Source organism: Bacillus sp. S/N-304-OC-R1 (assembly GCF_019749375.1).
In the GTDB taxonomy this organism is placed as follows: domain Bacteria; phylum Bacillota; class Bacilli; order Bacillales; family Cytobacillaceae; genus Cytobacillus.
Genome location: NZ_JACWFE010000001.1, coordinates 293,827 through 312,704, shown reverse-complemented (window position 1 = coordinate 312,704; position 18,878 = coordinate 293,827). Strand labels below are relative to the sequence as shown.

The 18,878-nt window shown below is 37.7% G+C and carries 14 protein-coding genes; all 14 read left to right on the top strand.

All coding sequences use genetic code 11. The annotated features are described in order from the left end of the window. Window positions 1-181 precede the first annotated feature (181 nt). The 14 genes from pgsA to mutL all read left to right on the top strand — a co-directional run bounded on the left by pgsA (window position 182) and on the right by mutL (window position 18,087). Window positions 182-760 carry a CDP-diacylglycerol--glycerol-3-phosphate 3-phosphatidyltransferase gene (pgsA, locus tag H0173_RS01525; RefSeq protein WP_221844149.1) on the top strand — a complete coding sequence of 193 codons (579 nt, stop codon included), beginning with the start codon at window positions 182-184 and terminating at the stop codon, window positions 758-760. A 42-nt stretch (window positions 761-802) separates the two neighbouring features. Continuing rightward, entirely contained in the window at window positions 803-2,053 is a 1,251-nt protein-coding gene (locus H0173_RS01520) for a competence/damage-inducible protein A (protein ID WP_221844148.1), read from the top strand. A 255-nt stretch (window positions 2,054-2,308) separates the two neighbouring features. Continuing rightward, the gene (recA, locus tag H0173_RS01515; protein WP_221844147.1) at window positions 2,309-3,349 is read left to right on the top strand and encodes a recombinase RecA; all 1,041 of its coding nucleotides are present in this window, start codon (window positions 2,309-2,311) and stop codon (window positions 3,347-3,349) included. Window positions 3,350-3,658: 309 nt separating this feature from the next. Further along, complete coding sequence (rny, locus tag H0173_RS01510) at window positions 3,659-5,224, top strand: ribonuclease Y (protein WP_221844146.1); 1,566 nt, start codon at window positions 3,659-3,661, stop codon at window positions 5,222-5,224. A gap of 112 nt (window positions 5,225-5,336) precedes the next feature. After that, the gene (locus H0173_RS01505; RefSeq protein WP_221844145.1) at window positions 5,337-6,134 is read left to right on the top strand and encodes a TIGR00282 family metallophosphoesterase; all 798 of its coding nucleotides are present in this window, start codon (window positions 5,337-5,339) and stop codon (window positions 6,132-6,134) included. Window positions 6,135-6,462: 328 nt separating this feature from the next. Then, on the top strand, window positions 6,463-6,723 hold the full coding sequence (gene spoVS, locus H0173_RS01500) for a stage V sporulation protein SpoVS (protein WP_009791522.1): 261 nt from the start codon (window positions 6,463-6,465) through the stop codon (window positions 6,721-6,723). Window positions 6,724-7,042: 319 nt separating this feature from the next. Continuing rightward, window positions 7,043-8,776 (top strand): 2-oxoacid:acceptor oxidoreductase subunit alpha, encoded by a 1,734-nt coding sequence (locus tag H0173_RS01495; RefSeq protein WP_221844144.1) that lies wholly within the window; start codon window positions 7,043-7,045, stop codon window positions 8,774-8,776. After that, window positions 8,777-9,643, top strand: coding sequence for a 2-oxoacid:ferredoxin oxidoreductase subunit beta (locus H0173_RS01490; protein WP_221844143.1), 867 nt, complete (start codon window positions 8,777-8,779; stop codon window positions 9,641-9,643). A gap of 286 nt (window positions 9,644-9,929) precedes the next feature. Further along, window positions 9,930-11,474 carry a tRNA (N6-isopentenyl adenosine(37)-C2)-methylthiotransferase MiaB gene (gene miaB / locus H0173_RS01485; protein ID WP_221844142.1) on the top strand — a complete coding sequence of 515 codons (1,545 nt, stop codon included), beginning with the start codon at window positions 9,930-9,932 and terminating at the stop codon, window positions 11,472-11,474. Window position 11,475: 1 nt separating this feature from the next. Beyond that, window positions 11,476-11,904 (top strand): YlbF/YmcA family competence regulator, encoded by a 429-nt coding sequence (locus H0173_RS01480; protein WP_221844141.1) that lies wholly within the window; start codon window positions 11,476-11,478, stop codon window positions 11,902-11,904. 228 nt (window positions 11,905-12,132) lie between these two features. Continuing rightward, window positions 12,133-12,681 carry an outer spore coat protein CotE gene (locus tag H0173_RS01475; protein ID WP_221844140.1) on the top strand — a complete coding sequence of 183 codons (549 nt, stop codon included), beginning with the start codon at window positions 12,133-12,135 and terminating at the stop codon, window positions 12,679-12,681. Between the two features lie 115 nt (window positions 12,682-12,796). After that, the gene (locus H0173_RS01470; RefSeq protein ID WP_221844139.1) at window positions 12,797-13,423 is read left to right on the top strand and encodes a LysE family translocator; all 627 of its coding nucleotides are present in this window, start codon (window positions 12,797-12,799) and stop codon (window positions 13,421-13,423) included. Between the two features lie 153 nt (window positions 13,424-13,576). Further along, the gene (mutS, locus tag H0173_RS01465) at window positions 13,577-16,180 is read left to right on the top strand and encodes a DNA mismatch repair protein MutS (RefSeq protein WP_221844138.1); all 2,604 of its coding nucleotides are present in this window, start codon (window positions 13,577-13,579) and stop codon (window positions 16,178-16,180) included. 35 nt (window positions 16,181-16,215) lie between these two features. Next, entirely contained in the window at window positions 16,216-18,087 is a 1,872-nt protein-coding gene (mutL, locus tag H0173_RS01460; RefSeq protein ID WP_221844137.1) for a DNA mismatch repair endonuclease MutL, read from the top strand. The last annotated feature ends 791 nt before the right edge of the window (window positions 18,088-18,878 follow it).

Sequence of the window (18,878 nt, the reverse complement as noted above, 5' to 3'; positions counted from 1 at the left end):
AAATGATAACATGTACGATACAGGAACATGCATTTTTTGTCATGTGGCAGAAAAATTTAAATTAGCCAAGCAATAACGTATAATACATATAGAAAAAATAATTGAATATTACATTAGAAAATCTTTTGGGCCAATTACGCTAAAGGTATTCTAATCGGTTTAAACAAACTGGAGGTTAATCATGAATCTGCCTAATAAAATTACAATCTCAAGAATTTGCCTTATCCCGTTATTTTTAATTATTATGCTCTTTCCTTTTTCATGGGGTGAAGTAAGTTTGTTGGGAACATCATTACCAGTAAATCATCTTATAGGGGCATTAGTTTTTATTTTTGCTTCTGCAACGGACTGGGTGGATGGGTATTATGCAAGAAAGCTTAATCTAGTGACGAATTTTGGAAAGTTCCTTGATCCGCTTGCTGATAAGCTCTTAGTATCAGCTGCTTTAATTGTATTAGTAGAATTAAGGTTTGCTCCATCGTGGATTGTTATTATCATTATAAGCCGTGAATTTGCTGTAACAGGTTTACGTCTACTCTTAGCTGAGGGTGGGGAAGTAGTTGCCGCAAACATGTTAGGAAAAATAAAAACGTGGGCACAAATTGTGGCTATCTCTGCATTGCTTTTGCATAATATTATTTTTGAAATGTTCTCAATACCATTTGCCCAGATTGCTCTTTGGATAGCAATGATCTTTACAATTTGGTCAGGCCTAGACTATTTTATGAAAAATAAGCAAGTGTTTTCAAATTCAAAATAGATATGTTTATTCAAGATACTCTTTATCTAAGGTGGCGTTTCCATGAATGCGGAAATCATTGCTGTAGGCTCAGAATTACTATTAGGTCAAATTGTTAACACGAATGCTAGGTTTTTATCTCAGCAGCTTGCTGATTTGGGCATTAATGTTTATTTTCATACAGTTGTTGGTGATAATCCCAATCGTTTAAAAGCAGCGATTGAAATTGCTGAAAGCCGCTCAGATTTTCTCATTTTTACTGGTGGCTTAGGGCCAACCAAGGATGATCTAACTAAGGAAACTATTGCGAAGCATTTAAATAGGCAGTTACTAATGGACAATCATGCTCTACAATTAATTGAACAGTTTTTTGAACGTACAAATCGGGTAATGACAGAGAATAATATAAAGCAAGCAATTGTACTCCAAGGTTCTCAGGTTCTTCCGAATGATCATGGAATGGCACCTGGAATGTTGCTTGATTCCAAAACCCATTTGTATATGCTTCTGCCAGGTCCTCCTAAAGAAATGGAGCCAATGTTTTTGAAGTACGGTTATTCGCTGCTTCGTTCAAAGTTAAATGCAGAAGACACCATTATTTCAAGAGTGCTAAGGTTTTTCGGAATTGGGGAAGCAATGCTAGAAACTGAAATAGAAGATTTAATAGATTCTCAATCTAACCCTACCATTGCACCGTTAGCTTCAGATGGTGAGGTAACCCTCAGACTTACTGCCAAGCATAAACAGATGGAAACTGCACTTCAATTATTAGATGATGCGGAGCAAGCGATTCTTGCGCGAGTAGGTGAATTCTTTTACGGGTATGATGACACTTCACTAATGCTTGAAACTTCAAAATTATTGAAAGAGCAAGGATTAACAATTAGCTGTGCAGAAAGCTTAACTGGGGGGATGTTTCAACAAACCTTTACATCTATTCCAGGGGCTGGTTCCTTATTAAAGGGAGGCGTTGTGTGCTATACAAATGAAGTTAAAGCAGATGTGCTTAAGGTAAGTCGTGACACTATTAGCAGAGATGGGGTTGTCAGTGCTCAATGTGCCGCTGAATTAGCAACTAATGTTTCTCGCTTAATGAATTCAGACATTGGCATTAGCTTCACTGGGGTAGCAGGTCCGGATGAGCTTGAAGGCAAGCCGGTCGGCACTGTGTTTATAGGGATCCAAATTAAAGGAAAACCTGTACATACAGAAAAGTTAAAATTAGGAGGCACAAGAGAATCTATCCGTGTTAGAAGCGTAAAATACGGTTGCTATTTCTTGATAAAGCATCTTAAAGAAATTCAGAATGTCTAATAGGGCATTCTGATTTTTTATAGAATTTAATTTCAGACAATAGTTTAATTTTTCATTTTTAATCACATTCATCCTATGAAAATCCAATTTTCTCTTATAGAAAATAGAATTTTCAGCAGTGCTTCACGGTTTAAAAAAGACGAATGAATGTTCGAATTTTTTCTCGACAAACCATTGGAAAACAGTTATAGTAAAGATAGGTTTTGAGAACAAATGTAAACAATTCATTTGGTTAAGATAAAGGAGGAAGAAACTATGAGCGATCGTCAAGCAGCACTTGAGATGGCATTAAAACAAATAGAAAAGCAATTTGGCAAAGGTTCTATTATGAAACTTGGGGAGCAAACAGACCGAAAAGTTTCTGCTGTTCCAAGCGGATCACTAGCATTGGACGCAGCACTTGGAATTGGCGGCTATCCTAGAGGACGTATTATTGAAATTTATGGACCTGAAAGCTCAGGTAAAACAACTGTAGCACTTCATGCTATTGCAGAAGTTCAGGCAACTGGCGGACAGGCAGCGTTTATTGATGCTGAACATGCACTTGACCCAGTATACGCACAAAAGCTAGGTGTTAACATCGATGAATTGCTTCTTTCTCAGCCAGATACTGGCGAACAGGCTCTTGAAATTGCTGAAGCTCTAGTAAGAAGCGGAGCAGTTGATATTCTAGTTATTGACTCTGTTGCAGCATTAGTTCCGAAGGCGGAAATTGAAGGAGAAATGGGAGATTCCCATGTCGGACTGCAAGCACGTTTAATGTCTCAAGCACTTAGAAAATTATCTGGTGCTATTAATAAGTCAAAAACAATCGCAATCTTCATTAACCAAATTCGTGAAAAAGTTGGAGTCATGTTTGGAAATCCTGAAACGACTCCAGGTGGACGTGCGTTAAAATTCTACTCTACGATCCGCCTAGAAGTGCGCCGTGCTGAACAATTAAAGCAGGGCAATGAAATGGTCGGTAATAAAACAAAGATAAAAGTTGTAAAAAATAAAGTTGCTCCGCCATTCCGCGTAGCCGAAGTAGATATTATGTATGGTGAAGGTATTTCAAAAGAAGGCGAAGTCATTGATTTAGGCTCTGAACTCGATATTGTTCAAAAGAGCGGCTCTTGGTATTCTTATAATGAAGAGCGTTTAGGCCAAGGTCGTGAAAATGCAAAACAGTTCTTAAAAGAAAATCCAGACATCCGTTTGCAAATTCAAACGCAAATACGTGAGCACTATGGGTTAGATGATGTTAAAGTTATTAGTGATGACGAAGAGCAAGAGGAATTTCAGCTTGTCGACTAATTAAAGAGCAATAAGAAAGCAAAGCCGCAGTAGTAAAAATCGGCTTTGCTTTTTTCAATAATGGTAAGTCTCAACATAATTTATGTGCAAATATTCATGGTTTTAATAATAGTATGAGGAAATGAGCCAAGCCCGCAGTGACAAAGCCTTGACAATGAAATTCCACACCTTTACAATTAAAAATGTATATTTTACATTTTATGATGAATGAAAACGTTGAAAAGCCTTTGTGCTGTATGTTGAATGCAATATACATGCCGACACTTTAGAAACGTAACAAAAAAGTTCATAGCAAGAGGAGGTGAAATGATGGAACTATTAACAGCAATCATCATCTCCAGTTTGCTTGGCCTATTCGTCGGTGCAGTTGTTACCTATTTTGTTTGCAAGTCCATTGCTCAAGCCAAAATCGCAGGAGCCAAAGATTCTGCAGAGCAGATTCTTGAAGACTCTAAACGAGAAGCTGAAGCATTAAAGAAAGAAGCATTGCTTGAAGCAAAGGATGAGATTCACAAGCTTCGCACTGAAGCGGAACGTGAAATTCGTGATCGAAGAAATGAACTTCAAAAACAAGAAAATCGTTTACTGCAAAAAGAAGAAAATCTTGATCGTAAAGATGAAACGTTAGATAAACGTGAAGCACTTTTAGAGAAGAGGGACGATTCTCTTAACAAAAGACAACAGCATATTGAAGAGATGGAAAGCAAAGTGGACGAGATGGTACGAACACAACAAGCTGAGCTAGAACGCATCTCGGGCTTAACTCGTGAAGAGGCAAAGTCCATCATTTTAGAGCGCGTTGAGCAGGAAGTGGCTCATGATGTCGCCTTAATGATTAAAGAGGGCGAGATTAGAGCGAAAGAGGAAGCCGATAAGAAGGCGAAAGATATCTTGTCGCTGGCAATCCAACGATGCGCTGCGGATCATGTAGCGGAAACAACAGTTTCTGTTGTTAACCTGCCGAATGATGAAATGAAGGGACGAATTATTGGTCGTGAGGGCCGTAATATTCGTACATTAGAAACGCTTACAGGAATTGATCTTATTATTGATGATACACCAGAAGCCGTCATTTTATCAGGATTTGATCCAATCCGCCGTGAGACAGCCCGTTTAGCTTTAGACAAGCTTGTACAGGACGGTCGTATACATCCTGCACGCATTGAAGAAATGGTCGATAAGGCACGCCGTGAAGTTGATGAACATATCCGAGAAATCGGTGAGCAGACAACTTTTGAAGTTGGAGTACATGGACTGCATCCAGACCTTATTAAAATTCTTGGCCGTCTAAAATTCCGGACAAGCTATGGACAGAATGTTTTAAAGCATTCAATGGAAGTAGCACAATTATCTGGATTATTAGCAGCAGAATTAGGTCAGGACGAGGCTCTTGCACGCCGTGCAGGCTTACTTCATGACATTGGAAAAGCTATCGATCATGAGGTGGAAGGAAGCCATGTTGAAATTGGGGTAGAGCTTGCAACGAAATATAAAGAGCACCCAATTGTTATTAATAGCATTGCTTCACATCATGGTGATACAGAGCCTACTTCAATTATTGCCGTTCTTGTGGCCGCAGCTGATGCACTTTCTGCAGCGAGACCAGGTGCGAGAAGAGAGACACTGGAAAACTATATTCGCCGTCTCGAAAAGCTAGAAGAGATTTCTGAATCATATGATGGTGTGGAAAAATCATTCGCAATCCAAGCTGGACGAGAAATTCGAATTTTAGTGAAACCAGAGCAAATTGATGATCTTGAGGCACATCGACTAGCAAGAGATATTCGAAAGAAAATCGAAGAAGAACTCGATTATCCAGGACATATAAAAGTTACGGTTATTCGTGAAACACGAGCCGTGGAATATGCGAAATAAAGCGGTGCTTAGCATCGCTTTATTTTTTTCAGGTTCTGGTTACTTAATATAAAAGAGGAAAAAATATACTAACAAAGAAAAAAGCTAATAATAGCAGAGAAGGGACAATGATATGAACATATTATTTGTAGGGGATGTAGTCGGCTCTATAGGAAGAGACATGATAAAGGAATATGTTCCTAAGCTTAAAGAAAAATATCGTCCTCAAATTACAATCATAAATGGTGAAAATGCTGCTGGCGGAAAAGGGATCACAGAGAAAATATATCGTGACTTTTTAGAAGCTGGCGCGCAGGCAGTGACACTCGGCAACCATACATGGGATAACAAAGAAATATTTGATTTTATTGATGAAGCCAAATATTTGGTCCGCCCTGCTAACTTCCCAGAAAACAATCCTGGTAAGGGTATCGTATTTTTAAAATATAATGCAATTGAGATTGCGGTCATTAGTTTACAAGGGAGAACTTTTTTGCCGGCTATTGACTGCCCTTTTACAAAAGCTGATGAATTAATTCAAGAGGCTCGAAAAAGAACACCAATTATTTTTGTTGATTTTCATGCTGAAGCAACAAGTGAGAAGCAGGCAATGGGCTGGTACTTAAATGGGAGGGTATCGGCTGTTATTGGTACACATACCCATGTACAAACAGCAGATCATCGTATATTGCCAGAAGGAACTGCCTTTATGTCAGATGTCGGCATGACCGGTCCCTATGATGGAATTCTCGGAGTGGAACGCGAAGCAGTCATTAAAAGATTTATGACAAGCATGCCTGTAAGATTCGAAGTCCCAAAAGAAGGAAGAACCCAATTAAGTGCAGTTCTAATTGACTTAGATAACCAAACAGGGAAAGCAAAAAAGATTAATCCAATTCTTATTAATGAGGATCATACATTTTATTCATAATTAAAACGACTGTGTCTAAATAAGATACAGTCGTTTTTATCATTATGCGCTTGTCTTGTTATGTTTTGGAGAAATTTTGTAATTGATTATCTCTTAATTTTGTCCAAGCCGGAATATGTGAATTAAGATTTGAATATAGTAGCAATGGAATGATATATACCTGATGTGTTCATTTCCAGGGAGCCGTCAACGATATGAATTTCCCATTGTTTTTATTCGGATTTTGCAGCAATTTTTTATGGCTAAAACTAAAGCAATCCGAAAATTTAGGGCAATGGGATAACAAGGTCTTGAACATGCGGGAGGGGAAAACAAGGAGGAGCTAGGAATGGAAATATTAAAAGTTTCAGCAAAATCTAATCCTAATTCTGTAGCTGGTGCGCTTGCAGGTGTTTTGCGGGAAAGAGGCGGCGCAGAAATCCAAGCGATTGGTGCGGGTGCACTAAACCAGGCGGTAAAAGCAGTAGCTATCGCAAGAGGATTTGTAGCGCCTAGCGGAGTGGATTTGATTTGTATCCCTGCTTTCACAGATATCAAGATTGATGGGGAAGAACGGACAGCAATTAAACTAATTGTTGAGCCAAGGTAATTCATTACAGGAAAAGACCTGTTGCGAAAAGCAATAGGTCTTTTTTTTGCTATAAAAATATGGGTATCCAGCCAATTTCCATTAACTTAATTATTGTATTGTATATAAAAATAAAATATTCAAATTTTCACCAATAATTGGTGATAAAGGGTTGCTTTTTTTTAGAACTAGGTCTAGAATTGAAAGCGTTTAGTACCATTCAATTTCAATGAAAAAACTGGATAATTATACAGTGAAGATTCGATTTTGTATGGGTGCTATACTTCTTGTAAAAAACGTTTTTATATATTTTTTTAACGTATCCAAAGGGGTGTAAGACATGATCAATCAACTTTCATGGAAAGTTGGAGGGCAACAAGGGGAAGGTATTGAGAGTACTGGTGAAATATTCTCAATAGCATTAAATCGGTTAGGCTACTATTTGTATGGATATCGTCATTTCTCTTCTCGTATTAAAGGCGGTCATACTAACAACAAGATTCGTGTAAGCACAACGCAAGTAAGATCCATTTCTGATGATCTTGATATTTTGGTAGCTTTTGACCAAGAAACAATAGATCTTAATTACAAGGAATTACATGATAAAGGTGTCATTATTGCTGACGCAAAGTTCAGTCCTATTAAGCCTGAAGACACAAACGCAACGATGTACGCTGTTCCATTTACTGAATTAGCTACTGAACTTGGAACATCCTTAATGAAAAACATGGTTGCTGTCGGTGCCACTTGCGCAGTATTGAACTTAGATATTAACGTATTTGAAGAAGTAGTTCAAGAGATTTTTGGAAGAAAAGGTCAACAAGTTGTTGATAAAAATATGGAAGCCATTAAAGCTGGCTTTGATTTTATGAAAGAAAACCTTGGTGAAAATCCGGAATTAATGGAGCTTGAAAAGGCTGATGGCAAAAAACGCTTATTCATGATTGGTAACGATGCGATCGCTCTTGGTGCACTAGCAGGCGGATGCCGTTTCATGGCAGCTTATCCAATTACACCAGCTTCAGAAATAATGGAATATTTAATTAAAAAACTTCCTCCACTAGGCGGAGCAGTTATTCAGACTGAGGATGAAATTGCTGCTGTAACTATGGCAATTGGTGCTAACTATGGTGGGGTTCGTTCATTAACAGCTTCTGCAGGCCCTGGTTTAGCTTTAAAAATGGAAGCAATCGGTCTTTCTGGAATGACTGAAACACCATTAGTAATTGTCGATACACAGCGTGGCGGTCCGTCTACAGGTCTGCCTACTAAGCAGGAACAATCTGATTTAATGGCAATGATTTATGGAACTCATGGAGAAATTCCTAAGATCGTAATGGCTCCAAGTACAGTTCAAGAAGCATTCTACGATACAGCTGAGGCATTTAACCTTGCTGAAGAATATCAATGTCCGGTAATTGTTCTATCTGATCTTCAGCTTTCTTTAGGTAAGCAAACAGTAGAACCGCTTGAGTTGGATAAGATCGAGGTACGCCGTGGTAAGCTTCAAACTGGAGAGCTTCCGGAAGTTGAGGGCGGATACTTTAAACGTTATGAAGTAACTGAAGATGGAGTTTCACCACGTGTTATTCCTGGTATGAAAAATGGTATCCACCACGTAACAGGTGTTGAGCATGATGAAACTGGTAAACCATCTGAATCGGCAGCAAACCGTAAAGCACAAATGGATAAACGTTTCCGTAAAATCGAAAGAATTAAGTTTGACACACCAGTTTATAAAAATGCTCCACATGAAGAAGCTGACCTTTTGATCGTTGGTTTCAACTCAACTCGTGGAGTAATTGAAGAAGCAATGGGACGTCTTGAAAAGGATGGCTTAAAAGTTAACCATGCGCAAATTCGTTTAATTCATCCATTCCCAACAGATGAAGTATTGCCGCTCGTAAAATCTGCTAAAAAGATCGTTGTAGTTGAAAACAACGCTACTGGGCAATTGGCAAACATAATGAAGATGAACGTCGGACATGCTGAGAAATTCAACAACATGTTAAAATACGACGGAAATCCATTCTTGCCACATGAAATTCACACAAATTGCAAGGAGTTGTTCTAAATGGCAACATTTAAAGATTTTCGAAATAATGTAAAACCAAACTGGTGCCCAGGCTGTGGAGACTTCTCTGTACAGGCGGCAATCCAGCGTGCGGCTGCTAATGTTGGGTTAGAGCCTGAGAATTTAGCTGTTATTTCAGGAATTGGATGTTCTGGACGTATTTCCGGTTATATCAATTCATATGGCTTCCATGGAATTCATGGACGTTCACTCCCAATTGCACAAGGAGTAAAGATGGCAAACCGTGACTTAACAGTTATCGCATCTGGCGGTGACGGAGACGGATTTGCGATCGGAATGGGTCATACGATTCATGCTATTCGCCGTAATGTCAATATTACTTATATTGTTATGGACAACCAAATTTATGGTTTAACAAAAGGCCAAACATCTCCACGTTCTGCAACAGGCTTTAAAACAAAATCAACTCCAGAAGGATCAATTGAACAAGCGATTGCTCCAATGGAAATGGCATTAACAGCTGGCGCAACATTTGTTGCTCAAAGCTTCTCAACAGATTTAAAAGACTTAACTGCATTAATCGAAGCAGGAATTAAGCATGACGGCTTCTCTTTAATTAACGTATTCAGTCCATGTGTAACTTATAATAAAGTTAACACGTATGATTGGTTTAAAGAGAATTTGACGAAGCTTAGCGATGTTGAAGGCTATGATTCTTCTAATCGTGAAATGGCTATGCAAACATTAATGAAGCACAATGGTCTTGTAACTGGTCTTATTTATCAAAACACTGAGCGTAAATCTTACCAAGAGCTGTTAAAAGGCTATTCTGAAGAGCCATTAACACAAGCTGATCTTAACCTGGATCAGGCTCATTTTGATAAATTAGTTCAAGAATTCATATAATCATACATTGGAGAAGGAAACCCATTAATTTGGGTTTCTTTTTTATGCTAAAATAGGATTTCTATGACAAGCATTACTATCAGAAATAAATGTTTCTATAAAATATCTCTTTCATATAAGTTAGCTCCTTCAAATCAGTATATCTATTGTTTTAAAAGCCTAAAAGCATTATACTATACTAATGTGTATTGCTTTATTTATCCTATTTACGTTACTTTTTCATAGAAAAAATATAATGATAATCATACTACTATTTAACCCAGAACTTAAGAAAGGGGCTTGAAATATGAACGAAAAACAAAGACTCGAAGGACAGCAAGTGGTGACAGCAAATCCATCGGACAAAAAATCCGCCAAGGATTATAGTAAATACTTTGAGACAGTTTATACAGCGCCATCTTTAAAGGATGCTAAGCAGCGTGGAAAAGAAGAGGTCAAATACCATAAAGACTTTGATATTCCAGAAGAATTTCAAGGAATGGGGAATGGCCGTAAGTTCTATATCCGCACATATGGCTGTCAAATGAATGAACATGACACAGAAGTAATGGCCGGAATTTTCATGGGACTTGGTTATGAACCAACTGATACAGTGGAAGATGCAAATGTTATTCTATTAAATACATGTGCGATCCGTGAAAATGCCGAAAATAAAGTATTTGGGGAGCTTGGTCATTTAAAGCATCTAAAAAAGGAAAGACCAGATCTTCTGTTAGGTGTCTGCGGCTGTATGTCCCAAGAGGAATCTGTTGTTAACAAAATATTGAAAACCTATACACAGGTAGATATGATTTTTGGAACTCATAATATTCACCGTCTACCTAACATACTTCATGAAGCATATATGTCAAAAGAAATGGTCATTGAAGTTTGGTCGAAAGAGGGAGATGTTATTGAGAATCTTCCAAAAGTTCGTCAAGGTAAAATTAAAGCTTGGGTAAACATTATGTACGGATGTGATAAGTTCTGTACTTACTGTATCGTTCCATATACACGCGGAAAAGAGCGCAGCCGCCGTCCAGAGGACATTATTCAAGAGGTTAGACAACTTGCTGCTCAAGGCTATAAAGAAATTACTTTGCTTGGACAGAACGTAAACGCATATGGTAAAGATCTTGAAGATATTAAGTATGGCCTTGGAGACTTAATGGATGAAATTCGTAAAATTGACATTCCGCGTGTCCGTTTTACGACTAGCCATCCGCGCGATTTTGATGATCATCTTATTGAAGTGTTGGCAAAAGGCGGTAATCTCGTCGAGCATATACATCTTCCTGTTCAATCAGGATCTACTGAAGTATTAAAGATTATGGCTCGTAAATATTCGAGAGAGCAATATTTAGAGCTTGTTCGTAAAATCAAAGCGGCAATTCCTAATGCAACCTTCACAACAGATATTATTGTCGGTTATCCGAATGAAACAGAAGAGCAGTTCCAAGAAACGCTTTCCTTATATCGTGAGGTTGGATATGAGTCCGCTTATACGTTTATTTATTCACCACGTGAAGGCACACCGGCAGCAAAAATGCAGGATAATGTCCCGATGGAAGTGAAAAAGGAACGTTTACAGCGATTAAATGCTGTTGTCAATGAGCTTTCTGCAGAGGCAATGAAGAAATATCAAGACCAGATTGTCGAGGTTTTAGTTGAAGGCGAAAGTAAAAATAACCCAGATGTGTTAGCTGGCTATACGAGAAAGAATAAGCTAGTTAACTTTATCGGGCCAAAATCAGCAATTGGCAAGATTGTAAAAGTAAAAATTACAGATGCCAAAACTTGGTCATTAAACGGAGAGATGGTTGAAGAACTAGACGCGGTAGAGGTGGAGTAAATTGACTAAATACACAAAAGACGATATTGTTGCTCGTGCAAAAGAACTTGCATTCATGATTGCAGAAACAGAAGAGGTTGACTTTTTTAAGCGTGCTGAGGCGCAAATACATGGAAATGAAAAAGTAAAAGCAACGATTACTAATATTAAAGGTCTTCAAAAACAAGCTGTTAATTTACAGCAATTTGGTAAAAAAGAAGCTTTGAAGAAGACAGAAGATAAAATTGAATCATTACAAAACGAGCTGGATGAAATTCCTGTTGTGCAAGAATTTAAGCAATCACAAATTGAAGTGAATGAACTGCTTCAGCTTGTTGCGAATGTCATCTCTAATACAGTTACAGATGAAATTATTACATCTACAGGCGGAAATTTGCTAAGCGGAGAAACAGGTGCACATATAAAAAACAGCAGCTGTTCACATCATTAATATTTCAACCTATAGCCCCTTTTAGACACAATCCTAAAAGGGGTTTTACTATTTGGATTAAATAAATTAGTACATACCTCTGATTTTTCATTGTGGGCACACTCCTCCAAAAAAAGCATACTATGAATTATGCCAATACATTTACCTAACATTCATCAATAAATATCGCACACTAGTCTAATATCCCGCATAGGATGAATTGAAAATGAATGAGGAGGTTCGCACGCAATGGAAGAATACAGAGAGATAATAACCAAGGCGGTCGTAGCGAAGGGACGTAAGTTTACTAAGTCTAATCATACGATTAGCCCTAAACATCATCCATCCAGCATTTTGGGCTGTTGGATTATAAACCATAAGTACGATGCGAAAAAGGTCGGGAAAACAGTTGAAGTTTGCGGTAAATATGACATTAATGCATGGTATTCATATGACAATAACACAAAAACAGAAGTCGTTACTGAATGTGTTGAATATAAAGATGTCATAAAACTTAAATACCGTGATCCTGATTGCTTAGATGACCAAGAAGTCATTGCTCGAGTACTGCAACAGCCTAATTGCTGTGAATGTGTCATTTCACCAAATGGCAATAAAATCATTGTTCACGTAGAAAGAGAATTTCTCGTTGAAGTCATCGGCGAAACAAAGGTTTGTGTAGCTGTCCATCCTGGAAAATGCGATTGTGAGGATGACGAGGCATGGGGTCTTGAAGTAGAGGATGAAGAGTTTGAAGACTTAAATCCTGATTTCTTAGTTGGTGACGAAGAGGAATAAAGGTTAACTAGGAGGTTTTGCTTCCTAGTTTTTTCTTTTTTTATCATAACCTATATGTTGAAATATTCAAACTTATTATATAATGAATAAAAATAAATATATTGGAGGAAGCGGAATGGAGAATTATTGGCTGTTTGTCTTTATGTCTATTATGCTGATTATTTTGCCTGGTCCTGATACAGCTATTATTACAAGGAATACGATTTCAAAGCAGCGATCAGCAGGAATGAGAACTACTTTTGGAACTTTAACTGCACTATTAATTCATACTCTTGCTGCTGTTTTTGGACTATCAGCCCTTATAGTAAAATCAGCATTCTTATTTTCTGTGTTAAAATATGTTGGTGCTGTTTACCTCATTTACCTTGGCTGTAAATCCATTATGTTTATTACTAAAAAACAGCCGCAGAAAACAGAGGAAGCACCTCATCGATCAAAATATGAACATGTATCTAACTTCCGGCAGGGATTTCTAACAAATTTATTAAATCCGAAGGTGGCAGTGTTTTTTTTGACGTTTTTACCCCAGTTTGCAGGAAAGGGACCAAATGCATTTATTGAATTTCTCAGCTTAGGTTTAACTTATACAGTATTGACACTCATATGGTTTATTTTCTATATTTATTTAATCAATTATATTAGTGATTTTATGAAAAAGCCTTCTACTATTAAAACAGTAGAAGGATTCACAGGTGGTATTCTTATCCTTTTTGGCATTAAATTAGCTTTTGAAAATAATTGATTTCTATAGCATACTTATTATCAGAAAAGCAGATTTCTACTAATAGAAACTGCTTTTTTTATGTCGTCCAATCATCGGATTATTAGCTTTATGTTATAATAAAAAATAAGTTTTAGTACTTAAAAATGATTATTGAAATGTTGGAGGATACAAATGGCAGGATTTACGCCTATGATACAGCAGTATTTAAGTGTAAAGGCAGATTATAAGGATGCCTTTTTATTTTTTCGTCTTGGCGATTTTTACGAAATGTTTTTTGAGGATGCTATAAAAGCTTCCCAGGAATTAGAGATTACGTTAACAAGCAGGGAGGGAGGGACAGAGGAACGCATTCCGATGTGCGGTGTTCCCTATCATTCTGCGCCTCAATATATTGAACAATTAATCCAGCGAGGATATAAAGTAGCAATTTGTGAGCAGACGGAAGACCCGAAACAAGCGAAGGGTGTTGTTAGAAGAGAGGTTGTCCAGCTTATTACCCCAGGAACAATGATGGAAGGAAAAGGGCTCCATGACAAGGAGAATAATTACATTGCATCCATCACTCATTTTGATGACGGCACTTTTGGTTTTGCCTATAATGATCTATCAACAGGGGAGACTAAAGTAACGTTACTAAGCTCAGGCTTTGACGAGGTCCTTAATGAAATATCTCTTTTGGGAGCAAAGGAGATTGTGATTGCTGTTAATTTTGATGGGGAATGGCAGAGGAAAATAAAAGAACGTACCATTGTGACTTTTTCATATGAGGACGATGCCATTACTAAAGAATATTACAATCACCTACTGGTGGATATTAATCAAAATAAATTTGCCCAAACAGTTTCGAGACTTTTTAACTATCTTTACCGAACACAAAAGAGAAGCTTAGATCATCTTCAGAAAGTATCAATCTATCAAACCCATCAGTTTATGAAAATAGATTATTTTTCAAAACGTAACTTAGAGCTAACAGAAACAATTCGATCTAAAGGGAAGAAGGGATCATTGCTCTGGCTTTTAGATGAAACAAAGACTGCTATGGGGGGCAGATTGCTAAAACAATGGATTGATCGCCCTTTAGTGAACAAAAAAGAAATTATTCGCCGTCAGAGTTTGGTTGAAACATTTATTACCGCTTATTTTGAGAAGGAAGAACTTCGGGAGAAGCTTAAAGAAGTCTATGATCTGGAGCGGCTGGCGGGAAGGGTTGCTTTCGGTAACGTTAATGCCCGGGATTTAGTTCAGCTGAAGCGTTCACTAGGACAGGTTCCCGAAATTAAAGAACTACTCATGAAGCTTTCGAGCGATGAAGCACAAGAGTTCTCAGATCGGTTGGACCCATGTGAGGAAATTGTTGATCTGCTTGAAATGGCGATTGTCGATAATCCTCCGTTGTCTATTAAGGATGGCAATATTATTCAGGATGGCTATCATGATGAGTTAGATAAATATCGTGATGCTAGCCGTAACGGAAAGACGTGGATTGCTCAGCTTGAGAAACAGGAGCGGGAAAAGACCGGAATTAAATCATTAAAGATTGGATATAATCGTGTATTTGGCTACTATATTGAAGTGACTAGAGCCAATCTTCAACACTTACAAGAAGGCCAATACGAGAGAAAGCAAACATTAACGAATGCAGAAAGGTTTATTACCCCTGAGCTGAAAGAAAAAGAAGCACTTATACTTCAGGCAGAAGAAAAAAGTGTTGAACTTGAATATGAGCTGTTTACAGCGGTTCGAGAGAATGTAAAAGAGTTTATCCCCCGATTGCAAGCATTGGCCAAATTAATTAGCGAGCTTGATGTTTTACAATGTTTTGCAACTGTGAGTGAAGCAAGGCACTATGTGAAGCCTTCCTTTTCAGAGGAGCGGCGAATCATCATCAAGGATGGACGTCACCCAGTTGTAGAAAAAGTAATGAATGCTCAAGAATATGTTCCAAATGATTGCACAATGAATGCTGAACAAGAGATGTTTTTGATCACAGGTCCAAATATGTCCGGGAAGAGCACATATATGAGACAAATTGCGCTAACAGCTATTCTGGCGCAAATTGGCTGTTATGTACCAGCTTCTGAAGCAGTTTTACCGATTTTTGATCAAGTTTTTACGAGAATTGGTGCAGCTGATGACTTGATCTCGGGACAAAGCACCTTTATGGTTGAAATGCTTGAAGCCAAGAATGCTATCATGAATGCAACGCAGAATAGCCTGATACTTTTTGATGAAATTGGGCGTGGAACATCTACTTATGATGGAATGGCTTTAGCACAGGCAATGATTGAGTATATCCATCACCGTATTGGCGCAAAAACTTTATTTTCTACTCATTATCATGAGTTAACAATTTTAGAGGAAAGTCTAGAAAAGTTAAAAAATGTTCACGTAAGTGCGGTTGAACAAAATGGGAAAGTCGTATTCCTCCATAAAATTAAAGAAGGAGCAGCAGATAAGAGCTATGGGATCCATGTAGCTCAGTTAGCCCAATTACCAGAAGAACTAATTAATCGTGCGAATGAGATATTAATAAGCTTTGAAGAGAAGGAAACTGTCCAAATTACTGCAGCAACAGAAAAAGAAATACAATTACGTGAGAAAAAGGACGCACAGCTTTCATTTTTTGATGAACCACCATTAACCGTGAAAGAAAAACCATTACTTTCATCAGAAAAGCAGATAATAGAAAAAGTAAAGTCACTTGATATTTTAGACATGACACCAATGCAAGCATTGAATACATTGTATGAGCTTCATAAAAAACTTAAAGGATAAGATTTTTCCTAACGTTTCCATATGGAGGTGAGAGGATGGGAAAAATTATCCAGCTAGGTGATGCGCTTTCGAACAAAATTGCTGCAGGTGAGGTTGTTGAAAGGCCGGCTTCCGTTGTTAAGGAGCTAGTAGAGAATTCAATTGATGCCGGGAGTACGATTATCGAAATTGAAATTGAGGAAGCAGGTTTAGCAAAGATTCGCATCATTGATAATGGTGAAGGTATTGAAGAAGAGGATGTTCTAACTGCCTTTCAGCGTCACGCTACTAGTAAAATAAAGGATGAAAATGATCTATTTCGAATCCGCACTCTCGGATTTCGAGGAGAAGCATTGCCAAGTATCGCATCTGTGGCCAGAATAGAAATGAAAACCTCTACTGGAGAAATTGGCACAAAAATAGTCGTAGAAGGTGGAAAGGTTGAATCAATTGAAAAGGCTCCTGCCAGAAAAGGGACAGATTTAACGGTAGCCGATTTATTCTACAATACTCCTGCACGCTTAAAATATATGAAAACCATTCATACAGAGCTAGGGAACATTACAGATGTCGTGAATCGTTTAGCCTTGGCACATCCAGAGGTCTCCATCCGTCTCGTTCATAATGAACGGAAGCTCCTTCATACGAATGGAAATGGTGATGTACGCCAAGTTTTAGCAGCGATATACGGATTGAATATTGTAAAGAAAATGATTCCTATTCGGGCAAGCTCTCTCGATTTTCAAATAACAGGATATGCAGCTTACCCTGAAATTACAAGAGCATCAAGAAATTATATCTCGACTATGATCAATGGCAGATTTATTAAAAATTATGCTTTGGCAAAGGCGATACAAGAAGGCTACCATACTCTCTTGCCAATTGGACGATATCCAATAGTATTAATTAATATTGAAATGGACCCATTATTAGTGGATGTTAATGTGCATCCTTCGAAAATGGAAGTTCGGTTAAGTAAAGAACAAGAATTATATGAGCTTTTGATCGAAACGATTAGATCAGGGTTCAAGAAAAAGGAATTAATCCCATCAGGTGTTACTGTACCAAAAGCAACTCAGCCTAAATCTGAACAAACGTCTTTGAAATTAGACCATTTACCTGAGAAGGCAAATCTAGAAGAAAATAAGTTAATTCAGACTCATATTCCATCATTTGTCCATGAAGATAGATTGACTACCGAAAATGTAACTACTGATCATGAACCTACATTTCTAGTGTCAGCAGTAGTGCCAGAAAAGGATGCTTTTGTTTACGATTTAGATGAAGAAAGTGCTGAAATTCCTGATAAACTAGATTTTGAACAAGAGAAGGGTCTTGAGCCTTCGCGAGTACCGCCATTATATCCGGTCGGCCAGATGCATGGAACGTATATCTTTGCTCAAAATGAAAAGGGACTATATATTATTGATCAGCATGCAGCGCAGGAGCGTATTAAATATGAGTTTTTTAAGGAAAAAGTTGGACAAGTCGCGAGCGAGCTTCAAGAAATGCTGATTCCACTAACCTTTGATTACTCTACAGACGATTATATAAAAATAAATGAATATAAGGATGAGCTAGAAAAGGTCGGTGTTTTCCTAGAACCATTTGGTCATAATAGCTTTATTATCCGCTCACATCCGCAATGGCTTCCTAAGGGAGAGGAGAAGGAGATTATAGAAGATATGATCGAACAGCTCCTCTCTATGAAAAGGGTAGATATAAAAAAACTTAGAGAAGAAGCAGCCATTATGATGAGCTGTAAAGCATCCATAAAAGCAAACCATACTTTAAGAAATGATGAAATTCAAGCATTGCTAGATGAATTAAGACAAACTTCCGATCCGTTCACATGTCCGCATGGACGGCCAATTATTATCCATTACTCCACATACGAAATGGAAAAGATGTTTAAAAGGGTTATGTAACAGTGGTTTGGTGGGTGGATTTTCAGACTTGCTCACCATTTGCCATCACTATTATTTAAATAGCTCTCTAATTTTGATACATTTTCCTCTTTGTGTTTTTTTGTAATATGAGGATTCACATCAGTTGTCATGTATATACTCGAGTGCCCAAGTCGATCACTCACTGTTTTAATATCTACACCACTTTCCAAATAGCATGATTGCGTGAGTATGACGTAATCCGTGATGGGATATGTGGTGTAGAGTTGTTTTTTTAGGATTGTGTCTATAACTTTATTAACTCCGAATATACCCATTTCAGTCCCATTTTGATGAGGGGATCAAAAAATCAGACCGTACTTAATTTTATTTTTCTTCTGCCAAGTTCTGTATTTTATTAACCCACCAACAGTCGTTTCATCAATGCTGATCCTGCGCATGTTCTTGTACCTAATCCGGTAATTCTAGTTCCTTTAAGACATTTTTTGAGGTAGATGAGCCCGAAATAGAGTTTATATTCAGAATGAGAAAGGGTCCAGAATGTTCCTTGTTCAAAGCAGATGATGTGGCATGGAAACTAAATGCTATGAAAAATATAAAAGATTATTTACAGTCAGTTTTAATACAATAATTGTAAATGGCCAAGTAGTTGTAAACACATAATGTTTCCAGTAATTATTGCCGATGAATGTCCAAAATGGAAGCGGGAAGGAGATAGTAGAATGGCGGGCATGATACGCTGTTCTCTTTTGAAAAAATGTTAATCTAGATTAGGTGTGTACTGTAAAAAGCTTGGTGGAGAAGAAATACGA